The sequence below is a fragment of the Streptomyces sp. NPDC005303 genome, assembly GCF_040607335.1.
In the GTDB taxonomy this organism is placed as follows: domain Bacteria; phylum Actinomycetota; class Actinomycetes; order Streptomycetales; family Streptomycetaceae; genus Streptomyces.
Genome location: NZ_JBEXGM010000048.1, coordinates 1 through 15,123 on the forward strand (window position 1 = coordinate 1; position 15,123 = coordinate 15,123).

Genomic DNA, 15,123 nt, shown 5'->3' on the forward strand with positions numbered 1-15,123 from the left:
AGACCCTGATCGACTCCGGGGTGGGTCAGATGGTCCTGGACATCTCCGAGGACTGGTCGGGGGGACCGGCGGCCCGCACGAAGCCTTCGCTCTACTGGTCCGGCGCCTGCGGACCCGGACCCGGCGCGGGCTCCGGGTTGAACACCGGGTGGTAGCTCTCCGGCGGCGCGAGATAGGTGGCGGGCAGCCCGCCCGTGTCGATCACGATCTGGTCCACGGCGATCGCCGGATCGACCATGAAGATCCTCAGCACATGCTCACCGGCCTCGGCGACCGTCACGGTGGCGGTCAGCCGCTCGACGCCGTCCTCCACCTGGCGGGCCCAGGCGTCCCCCCGGTTGCCGGTCGCGACGGCCTGCCCGGACAGGACGGTCACCGGCTGGTCGTCGAGTCCGACGGCCACCCGCCGCTGCCCGCGCTCGTCCAGCGAGGGCAGCCGGAAGACGGTGACGGGAAAGGTCCCGGTGCTGCCGAACCACACCCGGTATCTCAACTCCGGTGCACGGGACGGAATGTCACCGGTGATCGGAGCCGCGGTGGACGGAACGGCCTCGACGGCTCCCGTACGGCGCCCAAGTCCGCGCACGGTCCGCCAGCGGCAGCCCCCGCGCCCGACCCTCCGGTCGGCGTGCACGGCGTCGATCGACACATGACCGTGGGCCTCGGCGAAACCACGGGCCCGTCTGCGGCTGTTGACCACCCGGAGCGTTACCTCGTGGCGCTGCCCGGCGCCCGTGAAGACGACCACGGCCTCCTCGGCACCCTCGGGCGCACGCTCCCAGTCGATCTCCACCCACACCCGCCGCTGCTCGGTGAGTGAGCCGGCGGTCGTGCTCAGCCTCACCCAGGGATGACTGGCCTCGGCCGCCCAGTCCAGGGGCAGGAACCCGGTGTTGAAGACGTCGACGAAGCGCCGGTCACGGGTGTACGAGGAGAACGACAGCGGTCGGGCCGCCCCCGTCTCGTTCCCCTCGGCCGCCACCCCGAGCCCCGAGGTCTCCTGCCGGGGCACCCTGGTGACGGCCGGGCGCCCGGGAGCCTTCGGGATCTGGGACGGGTACGGATTGACGATCCCGTCCCACTTCCCGCCCGCCACCTCGATGTTGTACCGGCTCGTGAGAGCCGCCTCCGCCGAGTGCGCGGCCAGCGCGAGGTCCGCGAAGCGGTTGGTGCCGGCCCCGCGGCCCTGCCGGGCGGCGAGCGCGTTGCGATCCGCCCAGTAGTACTTCAGGTTCATCAAGTAGGCGCCGTGCACCGGGTATTCGACCAGCTCGTAGAAGGCGTCCCGGTACGCCTCGGGAAGTTCGGCCCCCACCACCCTGACTCGCGCCAGGAGTTGGTCGTACGCCCCCATCCGGCGCCCCGCCTCGTCACCGTGGTGGACGACGGAGACGAGTCCCGCGGCGACGAACTCCGGCCGCAGCTCCCCGGCGAGCCGGTAGTACTCCGTGCGGATCGCGGCGATCTCACGGGCGTGGCGCCGCCCGAACTGCCGCCCGGCCCACTCGGCGAGGAAGCCCTCGACTCCGTCGGCCCCCCAGCGGTCCACGTCCCAGGCCATGTCCATCGCGAAGGAAAGACCGGTCTCGATCGACTTGAGGTCGCCGACGTTGAAGATCCACATGCGGTCGGTGCCGTGCTCGTGGACCCGCCTGAGCTCCTGCCACACCTTGGCCACTTGGGTCGTGTCCAGCCACAGATAGCTCTTCGGACGGCCCCAGTAGGAGAGGTGGTAGTAGATCCCGTTGCCGCCCGGCCGCGCCCGCTCCGGCTCGTTCGGCAGCTGGCGCATGTTGCCGTGGTTGTCGTCCGGCCAGATCAGCGTGACGTCGTCCGGAACCTGGACGCCCGCGTTGTACAGGTCCAGGACCTCCTTGTACGGGATGAAGATCTGCGGCTCGGCCGCCGCGCCGACCTCCTCGGCAAGGATGCGTCGCTGGTCGGCGATGATGTCGTTCATCACCACGACCTTCTCCGGGATCGTGGTGGCGTTCCTCGTCTCCAGCGCGCTGTCGTGCAGGCCGCGCATGCCGAGGGTCCAGCTGCTCTCGTAGGCGGCGTTCTGTCTCGCCCGGGCCCTCCAGTAGTCGGAGATCACGCCGGGGTTGACCGTGTAGTCGTAGACCGGGGCGCTGCCGTCGGCGTTCGGGTGCTCCGCGATCCAGGGCTCCCACTCGTGGACACCGTTGCGCAGCAGGGCCTCGGGGTGACTGGAGCCGACGACGATGCCGTAGCGGTCGGCGAGTTCGGGGTTCTCCCGGTACTTGTTGAAGAAGTCGGAGTACGGATGCATCGCCGGCCACAGGTAGTTGGCCTTGAGGCGCAGCAGCAGTTCGAAGACGCGCCGGTACGTCTCGGGGCCGATGTTCTTGTCGGTCTCCTGGGTGCGGTGGGACCAAGTGGTCAGGTTCTGCTCGTCGTTGATGAAGACGCCGCGGTAGCGGACGGAGGGTTCGTGGCGGGTGAGGGGTCCCGCGGGGACGGTCACCGTGTCGTGGCGCTCGACGGGGACGTCGGCCCACCAGTACCAGGGGGAGACGCCGATGCGCTCCGAGGTGTCGTAGATCCCGTAGACGGTGCCGCGCCGGTCGCTGCCCGCGATCACCAGGGCGCGGTCGATGCCGGGCAGGGGACGCTCGATCACCTGGGTCACGGAGGCCTCCCAGCGGCCCTTCACCCCGGAGACGTCCAGCCGGCCCTGTGCGGCGAGGCGGTCGATGGCGGGGCTCGCGCCGAGGGTGCCCACCAGGACGAGCAGGGGGGCGCTTCGGGGCAGCGTGCGCAGCAGGTCGGGGCGTGTCCCGCAGACCCGTTCGACGTCCGACTGGAGGTCGCCCGCGGCGCGGACGACAGCGGGGTCGTCCGCCGCGTCCACGAAGATGCCGACGGCCGTGCCTCCTGCCACCAGCGGGAAGCCGGGACGGCTCGACGAGGCCGCGTGGGCGCTCGCGGGGAGCAGGCCGGGGAGGAAGGGGGCCGCGCCGACGGCGGCCATTCCCCGGAGGAAGGACTTTCGGGTCCATTGCTGGTGCGGCACGGAGACGCTCCCCCTGGTTGGCATGGTCAGGCCAGAAAGCGCTTTCTCCGGAACCCTAGGTGAGGTGCTCGCGGGGCGTCCAGGGGTCTGCGTGAAGGGAGTGCCGTGGCGCGTGCCCGCGCGGTGGCGGCGAGGGGTGACGAGGACGAGCTCGGGGCGGGTGTCAGGCGGGCCGTATCGCGCCGCGGATGATCGACTCGCCGGTCGGGTAGATCGACTCCTCGCGGATGGACGCCCCCGGGCCCGGTGCGTGGATCATCATGCCGTTGCCGGTGCACAGGCCCACATGGCTGAAGTCGTCGTGGAAGAACACGAGGTCGCCGGGTTGCATGGCGTACAGCGGTACCGCCGTGCCGGTGCTCGCCTGACCGAGGCAGGTGCGGGGGAGGGAGACGCCGGCGACCTTCCAGGCGGCCTGGACGAGCCCGGAGTTGTCGTACGATCCCGGGCCCGCCGCGCCCCAGACACACGGCTTCCCGATCTGGGAGCGGGCGAAGGCGAGTACCTGGATCACCTTCGAGTCGTAACCGGGGTCGGCGACGGGGAGGTCGGGGGCAGGAGCCAGGGCCAGGGGTGCGGCGGCGGGGGCCGCGGTCGGCTGAGGTGTCTGCCAGTCCGGCTCGGGGGTGCGGGGGGACGGGATGGCGGAGATGGCCGGGATGCTCTGGGTGACGGCGGAGATGGCCGGGATGCTCTGGGTGACGGCGGAGATGGCCGGGATGCTCTGGGTGACGGCGGGGGTGGTCGGGGTGGTCGGTGCCGTCGGGAAGGGCTGGGCGATGTCGACCGGCGGGGAGGCGACGACCGCCGCGAGGGGGGCGGTGAGGGCCGAGTACTCGGGGTGCCCCGGGGTGGGTTGTGCGGAGTACTCGGGGAACCCTGCGGTGGCCTGTGCCGCGTACTCGGGGAACCCTGTGGTGGGCTGAGCGGTGTATTCAGGCAGGCCGGTGCCGAGTCGGCCGCTGTAGGCCGGGAAGTCGGTGGCGGTGTGTGCCGGGTACTCGGGCAGCGCGGTGAACTCGGGCAGCGCGGTGCCGAGTTGCCCCGTGTACTCGGGGAAGCCCGTGGCGGCCTGCGGTTGCGGGATGTACTCGGGGTATCCCGTGCCGACCTGAGCGGTGTACTCCGGGAAGCCGCGGTCGGCTTGCGCGGGGGTGTGCGTGGGTATCGCGCTGTCGGGTCGGGGTGTGTACTCGGGGATGCCGGCGGTGAGTTGGGGTGTGTACTCCGGGACGCCGGTGACGAGTTGCGGGGTGTACTCGGGGACCCCGATGGCGAGTTGGGCGCTGCCCACGGTGGGGAATCCGCCGGTGTCGGTCAGGTCCGGCGGGGCGGTCTCCGGTGCCCACGCGGGTGACTGGGCCTGGGCGGCGGTGAGGGCGGCGGCCGGTGCCGGCTCCGGTGCGGCGGCCAGGGCGAGCACGGGTTTGGCCGTGAGTTCCGGCAGGGACTGCTCGGCCGGCTTCGGTTCGCGTGCCGTGGGGGCATCCGTCGGGCGCTGGCGCCGCGGCTCGGCACGGCGGGTGGCCACGCGGTCGGAAGGCAGAACCGCCTCGACCATGGGACCCACCTTCGCGCGGGCCGCGCCGTACCACTGCCTGGCGATGTCGTCGAGGGCGGGATCTCCGCCGTCCCCGCGTCCGCCGCCGGTCGCCGACGCGGTACGGCCACGGGTGCTCGACGCCGTTCCGGCCGCGCGCGTCGCGTTGTAGGTGCCGGAGTCGGTCTCGGCCCGGTCGTACAGGTTGGTGACCCGTCGGCTCACCTCGTCACGGCTCGGTCCCTCGTCCGCCGAGGCGCTCCCGGTCTGCGAGAGAAGGGCCGCGGAGGCCATGGCGGCCGTCGCGAGGGCGGAGTTGCGCTTGGTCGGGAGGCTGAACCCTCCATTGCGCGAAGTTCGATCCGGCGCCATGAAAGTCATGCCCCTTCCGTCGTGCTGCTCGCCGTCAACTTAGCCAACTTGTGAGGCTCACGTGAAGATTGAAGTGTGAAAAGTGTGAGATGTAACTGTGACCTTCGTCGCGTAGGGACCTGCGCCCGGTGCGGATCAGCGCTTGCCCCGCTGTGCGAGCCATGCCTCGTAGTGGTCGAGGACCGTCTCCTCGACCGGGCGGTAGACGAGGCCCAGTTCGTGCACGCTGCGGCTGTTGTCCACGCGGAAGCGGATGCCGAGGTGCTTGCGGACGTACTCCTGGGTGAGCCCGAAGGCGGGGCCCAGGACGCGCACCGGCCAGTGGGGGAGCGCGGTGCGTGGGATGCGCAGACCGCGCGGGTAGCGGGTGCGGATGATGCGGGACATCTCGTGGAACGACGTCATCGTCTGCGCCGCCAGGATGTAACGGCCCGTCGCGTCGGGCTTCTCCGCCGCCGCGATGTGCGCGTCGGCCACGTCACGGACGTCGACCGTGGTGAAGCTGAAGTCGGGGGCGCCGTAGAAGAAGTAGCCCTTGAACAGCTCCTCCAGAAGGAAGAGACTGCCGGACTCGGAGGCGGGCGAGAGTGAAGGGCCCAGGATCAGGCCGGGATTGACGGACACCATGTGCCAGCGGTCCTGCGCTGCCTCCGCGTCCCAGGCCGCGCGCTCGGCGACCGTCTTGGCGTAGTGGTACGGGTTGTTCTCCACCGTGCTGCTGGTGTTGAAGTACCGCTCCGACAGGATCTGCCCGTCCATGTCCCGTACGTCGGAGTAGTCGCCGAAGATCGCGCCGACCGTGGAGGTGAGGACGAGCCGCTCCACGGACGGCGTCCGCTCGATGCCGGCCACTACGTTCCGGGTGCCGATCAGGGCCGGGTCGACCATGTCCTTCTGACCGTCCTTGATCTTCTCCGGCATGAAGAACGGAGAGGCCACGTGGAAGACCACGCGGCAGCCCGCCATGGCCTCGTCGAAGGAGCGGTCCTTGAGGAGGTCAGCCTCGAACAGTGTGAGTCCGCCGGGGAACTGGGCTTGCATGTCCCGCAGTGGCCGCACCTTCGCCGAGTTCGCGAGACTGCGCACGGTGGCGTGCACCTCGTATCCCCGCTCCAGCAGCCGCCGTACCAGATGACTGCCGACGAAACCGCTGCCACCGGTCACCAGGACTGTGCCCATGCCCGCGCTCCTCCACCCAGGGAGTGACATTGAAGCACCGGCGGATCATCAGCGGGAGGGGAGCCCAGGAAGCAGGCCGGCTACAGCCCCTCCCCCAGTCGCGCCCAGGTCGGCCAAGGCGCCCGGGATGGATAGCCGGGCGCCTTGCCTCATGGGGGTCCTGTCACCAACGGGGGAGCCGGAGTTCGTAGTCCGGCCGGAAGCGTCGCATGTAGCCGGTGTCGTCGCGGCTGCGTACCCCGGAGTCGACGTAGAGGCGGTGCAGCCGCTCCAGGGCCGCATGGTCGAGCTCCACACCGAGCCCCGGCCCGGTCGGGACCTTGACCTCTCCGTCGCGGAACTCCAGGACCCCGGGGAGGATGACGTCGTCCGCCGAGTTCCACGGGTAGTGCGTGTCGCAGGAGTGGTCGAGGTTCGGGATCGCCGCGGCCACATGGGTCATGGCGGCCAGGCTGATACCCAGGTGCGAGTTGGAGTGCATGGAGAGGGCGAGCCCGAACGCCTCGCAGACCGCGGCCAGTTCACGGGTGCGGCGCAGGCCGCCCCAGTAGTGGTGGTCGGTCAGCAGCACCTGGATCGCGTTCTGCTCGATCGCGGGCTTCAGGTGCTCCCAGGCGACCACGCACATGTTGGTGCCCAGCGGCATCGGCGCGTCCTTCGCCACCGCCGCCATGCCCTCGATGCCCTTGGTCGGATCCTCCAGGTACTCCAGGACACCGTCGAGTTCGCGTGCGACGTACTGCGACGTCTCCACGGTCCACGCCACGTTGGGGTCCAGGCGCAGCGGCTGTCCGGGGAAGGCCTCCGCGAGCGCCCTGATCGCGGCGATCTCCTCGTCGGGCGGGAAGACACCGCCCTTCAGCTTGAACGACCCGAACCCGTACCGCTGTTGCATCAGCCGGGCCTGTTCCACGATGCCGGCCGGGTCCAGAGCCTCGCCCCACTCGTCGCCGACCGCGGCGCGGCCGTCGAGGGCCGGGTGTTCGGCCCACTTGTAGAAGAGGTACGCGGCGAACGGCACCGAGTCCCGGACCGTGCCGCCGAGCAGGTCGCTGACCGGGCGGTCGAGCAGCTTGCCCTGGGCGTCGAGGCAGGCCACCTCCACGGCGGAGGTGGTCCAGCCGCGTTCGTGCGAGGAAGGGAGCGTGGGCAGCAGTGCGGCGTCGATCGCGGCGCCGAGGGCCGTCGTGTCGAAGACGTCCATGCCCACGACGACCTTCGCGGCGGCCTCGAGTCGTTCCAGTCGGGCGACCCCGCCGGGGGACTCGCCGAGGCCCACCGTGCCGTCCTCCAGGACGAGTTGGAGGATGATCCGCAGGGCGAGCGGCTCGTGGACGCCGTTGGAGTTGAGCAGTGGCGGGTCGCGGAAGGCGATCGGGGTGACGATCAGCTCCTTGATCCGGGTCGGGTCGTTCATGCGCCGACCACCTCCAGGCCGTGGTCGATGAGTGCGGACAGCCGCGCGATGTGCTCCGGGGTCGGATCGACCAGGGGTGCCCGTACGCCACCCACGTCCAGGCCACGCAGGGCCACTCCGGTCTTGACCAACGCCACGGCGTACCCCGGTACCTCGTCGCGGAGCTGGACGAGGGGGCCGTAGAACTCGTCGAGGAGCGTGTCGAGCAGCGGTCGGTCGCCCGCGGCGAGTGCCCGGTGGAAGGCGAGGGCGATCTCGGGCGCGAAGGCGAACACGGCGGAGGAGTACAGGGAGACGCCGATGCCCTGGTAGGCGGGCGCGGTCATCTCCGCCGTGGGCAGGCCGTTGAAGAACTGGAAGTCCTCCGTACCCGGCACGGCCCGCACCGCGCGCACGATGCGGTGCATCCGCTCGATGTCCCCGAGGCCGTCCTTGAGGCCGACGACCTTGGGGAGCGCGGCGATCTCGGCGGCCGTCTCCTCGGTGAGGCGGGCGGTGCCGCGCTGGTAGAAGACGACGGGCAGGTCGCTCGCGGAGGTGACCTGCTCGACGTAACGCACCAGGCCCTGCTGCGGGGCAGTCACCAGGTAAGGCGGGAGCAGCAGGATGCCGTCGGCGCCCGCGCGGGCGACCCGGGCCGCGTGGTCGCGGGCGACCGGGGTGGGACCGCCCGCGGCGGCGAGGACCGGCACCCGGCCCGCGGTCGTCTCGACGGCGACCCGGGTGGCCCGTTCGATCTCGTCGGGTGTCAGCGCGTGGAACTCACCGGTGCCGCAGGCGACGAACACGCCGCCCGCACCGGCCGCCACACCGCTGTCGATGTGCTGGGCGAGCCGTTCCTCGTCCAGCGAGCCGTCCGCGGCGAACGGCGTCACCGGGAAGAACAGCACTCCTTGGAACTTCATGTCTCCCTCAAACGTGGGGGTCGGGGTCAGCCCTTCGTGGCGCCGGCGGCGATGCCGGTGACCAGGGAGCGCTGGAGGAGCAGGTAGACGATCAGACTGGGGATCAGGGCGATGACCGCACCGGCGAGGACCACACCCGAGCCGACCACGGGGTCGGTGCGCAAGGTGGCCAGGGCGACGGTGACCGTGTAGTCGGTGGGGTCCTTGGCGGCGATCAGGGGCAGTAGGTACTGGTCCCAGATCATGATGAACCCGAGGACGCCGGCCACGCCGAGCGCGGGCCTGCACAGCGGCAGGATGATCTGCCACAGCATCCGCAGCTCGCCGACGCCGTCCAGGCGGGCCGCCTCCTCGATCTCGACGGGGATGTCCCGCATGAACTCGGTCAGCATCATCACCGAGAAGCCCCAGGCGCCCAGCGGCAGGATGACGCCCCAGACCGTGCCCTTGAGGTCCACGTGGACCACCGGCACATCACCGAGGACCAGGGACAGCGGGATCGCGATGACCTCCTCGGGCAGCATCAGCGTCATCATGAACAGCATCATGATCAGCGCCTGGCCACGGAACCGGTGCCGGGCCAGCGCGTACGCGGCCAGCGTGCACACCACGAGTTGGAGCAGCAGTCCGCCGCCCGCGATGACCAGCGAGTTGCCGAGGTAGTCCCACATGCCCTGCGCGCCGGCCACCTCGAAGTTGGACAGGGTGGTGTCGTGCGGCAGGAACGACAGCGAGGAGCCGCTGGGGTGGGTGGTGAAGGCGCCGGAGAAGATGGTGAGGAACGGCGCCGCGAAGATCGCGAGGGCGATCACGCAGAGCAGGATCCTCAGGCCCCAGGCGAGACCGGGCCTGTCGTTCCAGCCGAGGGCGGTGTCGAAGCGGGCCGGGGTGGTCCGCTGTGCCCTGGTGGTCCGCCCGGCCGGGGTGTCAGGGGCCGCCGGCCGGGCGGAGTCGATGACGGGGGCGCTCATCGCGCTTCTCCCCTCTTGCGGAGGTGATTGACCGTGACGGTGAGCAGCAGCGTCACGCAGAGCAGGACGACCGAGGCCGCCGAGGCGCCGCCGATGTCGTTGCGGGTGAAGCCCAGGGTGTAGGCGCGGGTCATCCAGACGTCGGTCGACCCGGCGGGGCCGCCGCCGGTGAGGACGTAGACCTCGGTGAACACGCGCAGTCCGCGGATCGTGGCGAGCGTGAGCACGATCATGAGCGCCGGACGGATCGCGGGGAGCGTGACGTACCGCAGCCGCTGCCACAGCGAGACACCGTCCATCGCCGCCGCCTCGTACAGCGAGCGGTCGACGCCCGCGAGACCGGCGAGGAAGATCACCATGTTGTAGGGGGCCCAGATCCAGATGCCCATCACCATCGTCGAGTACAGCGCGATGTTCGGGTTGTCGAGGAACTGGACGGTCCCGAGGCCGAAGAAGTGCAGGCCGCCGTTGAGCAGGCCGTCGGACGTCGGGTAGTACATCAGCCGCCACAGCTCGCCGACGACCGCGGTGGCCGTGACGGCGGGCAGGAAGACGGCGGTGCGGAGGAACTTCAGCGAACGGGCCTGGCCCTCCAGGAGCAGCGCGAGGGCGAACCCGAGCAGGATCGCGCCGACGGCCTGGCCGATGCCGAGGATCAGGGTGTGCCCGATGGCCTCCTGGAAGCGGTGGTCGGTCAGGACCCTCGTGTAGTTGTCGAGGCCGATCCACTCGTTGCCGAGGAAGGGCCGCACGTGGAAGAAGCTGAGCCAGACGCCCTTGGCCATCGGCCAGAACTTGAAGACGAGCGCGAGCAGCAGACCCGGAGCCAGGAAGAGCCAGGGGACGACGGCCTTCTTGTCGAAGGCCCTGCGCGCCGTGGACGCGGGGACGGTAGCGGTCATTTCAGCAGGTCCTGGTCCTTGAGATCGCCGGCGAGGGTGTCGTTGAGCTCCCTGAGCTGCGAGCGGACGTCGCCGCCGCAGTACGTGAAGATCGAGTTCAGCGCGTCGGCGGTGTCCTGTTTGATCGGGGCGAAGTCCGGCGCGTTCGGGAACTGCTCCGAGGCGGTCTCGTAGGCCTTCTGTACGACACTCCAGCGGGCGTCGTTCCTGACCTTCGCCGCGTCGAGCGTGGAGTTCACCGGGATGCGGACGACCGGCTGGTGGCCGTCGACGCTGGTCATCGCGATCCTCTGGCCCTTCGCGGAGATCAGGAACGAGGCAAGCGCCAGCTCCTGCCGGTCCTTGCCGGTCCTGGCGCCGAGGTAGACGTTCTCGCCGTCGGCCAGCACATCGCCGCCGGCCGGACCCGCGGGGGCCGGGACGACCTCGTACGTCTTCTTGCCGGGCGTGGTGTCGTAGGTGGTGATGTTGTACGGCCCGGTCATGTACATCCCGGCGTTGCCGTCCTGGAAGTTGGTGGCCGTGCCCGTGACGGCGGTGATGGCACCGGGCTGGACGACCCCCTTGCGGCCGCAGAAGAGGTTGTCCTTCATCCAGGTCACGGTGCGGACCGCGGCGGCCGAGTCCATGGCCGGGGTGTACGTGCCCTTGCCGTCCGGCGCGATGATCTGCGCCCCGCCCTGCCACAGGAAGCTCGCGCCCCACCAGGCCGCGTAGCCGTTCTGGGCGCTGGCCGGCGCGACGATGCCGTAGGTGTCGGCCCTGCCGTCGCCGTCGGGGTCCTCGGTGGCGAAGGCATTGGCGACCGAGAGCATCTCCTGCCAGGTCGTCGGCGCCTTCAGCCCGAGCTTCTTCAGCCAGTCCTTGCGGATCATCAGCGTCTGGGCCTGACGGGAGTAGGGGATGCCGTAGTGCTTCCCGTCGATGCCCACCGTGGAGGACCAGGACTTGGCGGTGATCCGGTCGCCGCCCGTGATCGAGGCGGGATCGATCGGCTTGAGCAGGCCCTGGCTCTGGTAACTGCCCATCAGTGCCGTGTCGTTGATCATGACGTCCGGGAGGTCCTTGGTGGAGGCCCGGCTCTGGAGCTGCTGGTCGAAGTTGATGACCGGCTGGTAGTCGATCTTGATGCCGGTCTTCTTGGTGAAGGCGGCGAAGACCCGGTCGTAGGTGGCGGCGGCGTCCGGGTTGCTCCGGGTCCAGACCTCCAACGTGTTCGGATCGCTGCTGCCCGCGTTGCCGGAGCCGGAGCCACAGGCGGTCGTTGCGAACAGCAGTCCCGCGACGCTGGCTGCCGCGGCCAGGCGGCGTCGTCGTCGGCGATCGCCCATGGACACTCTCCGTTCATATCCGTGAACCCGCTTCACGAATCTAAATGATCGGCCAAGCTACGGATGGGTTCTTCCATATGTCAAGACATGGCTGGGAGTCTTCACAGAGGCTGTGCACGAGCCCTACGGGGAACGCTGGTGCGAAACCGAAGTGATCAGGGAGGCACGTGTGTACGACCGAGACGACGGCCCGGGTGCGGCAGCGACGCGGCTCACCGGCCGGAAGGCGACCGATGAACGCCCGCTGTCCGGCGCGCTGTCCGAGGTGACCCTCGACGACGGCCGGGCGGTGATGGTGAAGCGCGCCGAGAGCGTGGAGGAGGCTCGGGCTGAGGCGGCTGGGCTGCGCTGGCTGGCCGGGGCCGGCACGGTCCGGGTGCCGACCGTCCACGGCCAGGTCGGACCCCGGCTGGTGACCGACCTGGTCGCGCGGGGGCGGCCGAGCCGGGAAGCGGCGCTCGAACTGGGCCGGGCGCTGGCCGGGCTGCACCTCGCCGGGGCGCCCGCCTTCGGGTCACCGCCCCCCGCCGGTCTCCGGGAGGCCTACATCGGGCGCGCGCCGCTGCGGAACGTCGAAGGCGCCGAATGGCCGCGGTGGTACGCCGAGCACCGGGTGCTGCCGTATCTGCGGCGCGCGGTGGACGACGGCACGATCACGCTCGCGGAGACCGAGGTGATCGAGCGGCTCTGCGCGCGGCTGCCCGCTCTCGCGGGTCCCGCCGAGCCCCCGGCCCGGCTGCACGGCGACCTGTGGAACGGCAACGTGCTGTGGGGCGCCGACGGTCACGCCTGGCTGATCGACCCGGCCGCGCACGGCGGCCACCGCGAGACCGACCTCGCGATGCTCCACCTCTTCGGCTGTCCCCACCTGGACGAGGTGCTGCGTGGCTACGAGAGTGCGGCGCCGCTCGCCGACGGCTGGGCCGACCGGATCGGCCTGCACCAGATGTTCCCGCTGCTGGTGCACGCCGTGCTCTTCGGGAGGGGCTACGCGGAACGGGCGCTCAGCACGGCGAAGGCGGCCCTGGAACGGTGAGTGCACCGGTCCGGGGCCGCCTGGGCTCGTGATGTCGCGGACGAGGAGAGCGAAGGAACTGGAGCCATAAGAGGGCCGGTTTTGGAGACCGGTGAGAAGGAAGCCCCTTCATGGCCTCGTGCGTCGACGTCGAGGGCGAGGAAAGCGGAAGGGCTGGAGATCCAAGCCCCATGGGGGCTCATCGAGTTGAGAAGGAAGCCCTTCCATGGCCTCGCCACGCGTCACCGTAACAGCCACTCGGGGATCAAGTCGCGCAGATTTTCCGGCGTGATGACCACCGACTCCGGATGCAGTCCCTCGGGCCGCTCCAGACCGATGTACGTCACCGGCACATCCGGAATCGAAGCGGGATCCCAAGTCGCCACGTCCCTACCGCCGTTCGCCATCAGCTCGGTCAGATACCCGACCGTCAGCTGCTCGCGCTCGACGATGGCGCGCAGCAGCGTCGCCACCGACACCTGGTTGCCCTCGACGCGGTTGTACGCCGGATGCCCCTTGAGATACAGGTGCAGCCACTTGGCGTGCCAACTCCCGTCCTCAGCACGCCGGAACGCCAGCGGCAGCGCCACCCGGCCGGGACCGCGCAGCTCCGACTTCATCCGCACGGTACGCGCCTCGAAGGGCCGCCCCCGCTGCTCACCCTCGCGCAGCATGAACCCGAAGAACGACTCCTCGGCCTCCTCGAACCCCTCCCCGGAGTAGATGTTGACCTGCGGGACGATGTACGTGGCCCGCACCGCCCCGAGCCGCAGGTTGATGAACTCCGAGGCGCCGTCGGGGGCGTTGGTGATGTCACCCGAGTGCTCGCCCTCCACCTCGCGGAGATTGGTGTACGACAGCCACGACACCGTCTCGTAGTCCGCGTCGAGGAGCAGCGCGGACAGGTCGTAGTCGGTGACCCGCCGCGTCTGCTTCCAGTACACGAAGAACCGCAGCAGCTCACCCTCGACCGGCGACACGGAACCACGCGGCAGCACACCGAGCCCGGCCGAGGTCGCCCGTCCGCTGAGCGGAAGGGCCACGTCGAGAATGTCGGGGTCGACCAACAGCCGCTCCGGAACCGGGAGTCGACGGCCGATCTCCGCGTCGAGCGCGGTGATCAGACGTTCCCGGTCCGCCTCCGGTACGGCCGTACGCGTGTCGTCGGCGACATGCGCGCGTCCGGCCCGGTTGATGAACACCCGCTTGCGGCCCGTCTCCTCGGCCCGGTTGTGCAGGTACTCACGCACCGACAACACCACCCGCCCGGAGACCTCCGGGGCGACCTGCTCGACGGCGGCCACCACGGCATCCCGCTCCTCCCTGGTTGAGGCGGTGCGCAGCAGCCGGTCCAGCGCGCGGAAGAGCCTGCCGGGCGCCGACTTGAGCAGTTCCGTGGCCCCCGTGACGTCGTCCGCCGTGAGCAGCGCCTCCACCCTGCCGTCGAAGGTGTGAGCCTTCTTCTCGCCCCGCGCCACCGCGAACACGTCGGCGGCATGCGGCCACTGGGGGTACTCGTGCGGGTGGAGACGCTCGCCGAGGCGCTTGAACGCCTCGGTGTGCGCGAGGACGTCGGCGAGCTTGGCGGGAGCCAGGGCGACGACCTCGTCCAGCCCCGCGAGCAGGGCGCGGCGCACCGGCCGGGACAGCTTGTGGAACCGGGTCGGCTCCTGAAGGCTCACGTCCCCGCCCGACAACGCGCAGGTCAGCCGCAGCACATCGGTGACGGTGTCCAGCAGCAGGCCCGAACCTGTCTTCAGCCGGGCCTCGTTGATGACGGCACGGTTCTCCCGCACCGGGATCGTCTCCGGCTGGGGGCCGTCCGCGCAGTGCTCGGCGAGCACCTTGAGATCGGCCAGGTGCTCGTCGCCGAGCGGCGTGGTGCTGCCGGCCAGCGCCAGGTACAGGGCGCTGACCTCGTCCTCCAGGGCGTCGCCCAGGTGCAGGACGGTCAGCCGGTCGCCGACCGCGGCTGTCAGCTCGTCGTGCGCGGCGAGCATCTCGTCGTACGTGTGCCGGTAGTTGCCGTACGACGGCAGGGTGAGCAGGTCGATCACGCCGGCCCGCAGCTGGGCGAGGACGCCGGAGCGGGCCTTGCCGTCCTCCAGGGCCTCGCGCACACAGCGCATCCAGAACTCGAAAGTGTCCGGGACATTCGCTGGGAAGTCCTTGAAGTAGACGTTGTGCCGCACATGGTCACCGGCCATCTCACGGACGGTGGCGAGCGTGCCCACGGCGGTGTCGACGACCGTGGCCTCCGACAGCCCCGACAGCTGCCTCAGCGCGTCCGCCGACAGCTTGAAGCCGACGGACATCAGCGCGGCGTCGAACTGCCGCGCCGCGACCGCGCCCTCACCGGCGGGGCCCGCGGGGGCGGGCAGCCGGAGGGCATGCCGAATGACCAGGGATTCCAGACGGTGGACCATGCCGGAATGGTCGCAGAGGTGTTCGAGC

General features: G+C 70.4%; 10 protein-coding genes. 1 reads left to right on the top strand and 9 read right to left on the bottom strand.

Annotated elements, in window-relative coordinates:
- Window positions 1-91: 91 nt before the first annotated feature.
- The 8 genes from ABZT93_RS37430 to ABZT93_RS37465 form a co-directional block, all read right to left on the bottom strand.
- The gene (locus ABZT93_RS37430) at window positions 92-2,995 is read right to left on the bottom strand and encodes a glycosyl hydrolase 115 family protein (RefSeq protein WP_356113138.1); all 2,904 of its coding nucleotides are present in this window, start codon (window positions 2,993-2,995) and stop codon (window positions 92-94) included.
- Window positions 2,996-3,200: 205 nt separating this feature from the next.
- The gene (locus ABZT93_RS37435) at window positions 3,201-4,949 is read right to left on the bottom strand and encodes an NlpC/P60 family protein (RefSeq protein WP_356113083.1); all 1,749 of its coding nucleotides are present in this window, start codon (window positions 4,947-4,949) and stop codon (window positions 3,201-3,203) included.
- 135 nt (window positions 4,950-5,084) lie between these two features.
- A complete protein-coding gene (locus ABZT93_RS37440) occupies window positions 5,085-6,128 on the bottom strand; it encodes an NAD-dependent epimerase/dehydratase family protein (RefSeq protein ID WP_356113085.1) in 1,044 nt (347 codons plus the stop codon).
- Window positions 6,129-6,291: 163 nt separating this feature from the next.
- Window positions 6,292-7,545, bottom strand: a complete 1,254-nt coding sequence (locus tag ABZT93_RS37445; RefSeq protein WP_356113087.1) for a glucarate dehydratase family protein — start codon at window positions 7,543-7,545, stop codon at window positions 6,292-6,294.
- On the bottom strand, window positions 7,542-8,450 hold the full coding sequence (locus ABZT93_RS37450; RefSeq protein ID WP_356113088.1) for a 5-dehydro-4-deoxyglucarate dehydratase: 909 nt from the start codon (window positions 8,448-8,450) through the stop codon (window positions 7,542-7,544). The genes ABZT93_RS37445 and ABZT93_RS37450 overlap by 4 nt, the downstream gene beginning before the upstream one ends.
- Before the next feature lie 26 nt (window positions 8,451-8,476).
- Complete coding sequence (locus tag ABZT93_RS37455) at window positions 8,477-9,421, bottom strand: carbohydrate ABC transporter permease (protein ID WP_356113090.1); 945 nt, start codon at window positions 9,419-9,421, stop codon at window positions 8,477-8,479.
- Window positions 9,418-10,323 (bottom strand): sugar ABC transporter permease, encoded by a 906-nt coding sequence (locus tag ABZT93_RS37460; RefSeq protein ID WP_356113092.1) that lies wholly within the window; start codon window positions 10,321-10,323, stop codon window positions 9,418-9,420. Before ABZT93_RS37460 ends, ABZT93_RS37455 begins: the two co-directional genes overlap by 4 nt.
- The gene (locus ABZT93_RS37465) at window positions 10,320-11,654 is read right to left on the bottom strand and encodes a sugar ABC transporter substrate-binding protein (RefSeq protein ID WP_356113094.1); all 1,335 of its coding nucleotides are present in this window, start codon (window positions 11,652-11,654) and stop codon (window positions 10,320-10,322) included. The genes ABZT93_RS37460 and ABZT93_RS37465 overlap by 4 nt, the downstream gene beginning before the upstream one ends.
- 169 nt (window positions 11,655-11,823) lie before the next feature.
- On the opposite strand from ABZT93_RS37465, the gene ABZT93_RS37470 reads away from it, so the two are divergent.
- On the top strand, window positions 11,824-12,690 hold the full coding sequence (locus ABZT93_RS37470; protein ID WP_356113096.1) for a fructosamine kinase family protein: 867 nt from the start codon (window positions 11,824-11,826) through the stop codon (window positions 12,688-12,690).
- A 221-nt stretch (window positions 12,691-12,911) separates the two neighbouring features.
- Here ABZT93_RS37470 and ABZT93_RS37475 read toward each other — a convergent pair whose 3' ends face one another.
- Window positions 12,912-15,095, bottom strand: a complete 2,184-nt coding sequence (locus ABZT93_RS37475) for a TerD family protein (RefSeq protein WP_356113097.1) — start codon at window positions 15,093-15,095, stop codon at window positions 12,912-12,914.
- Window positions 15,096-15,123 lie beyond the last annotated feature (28 nt).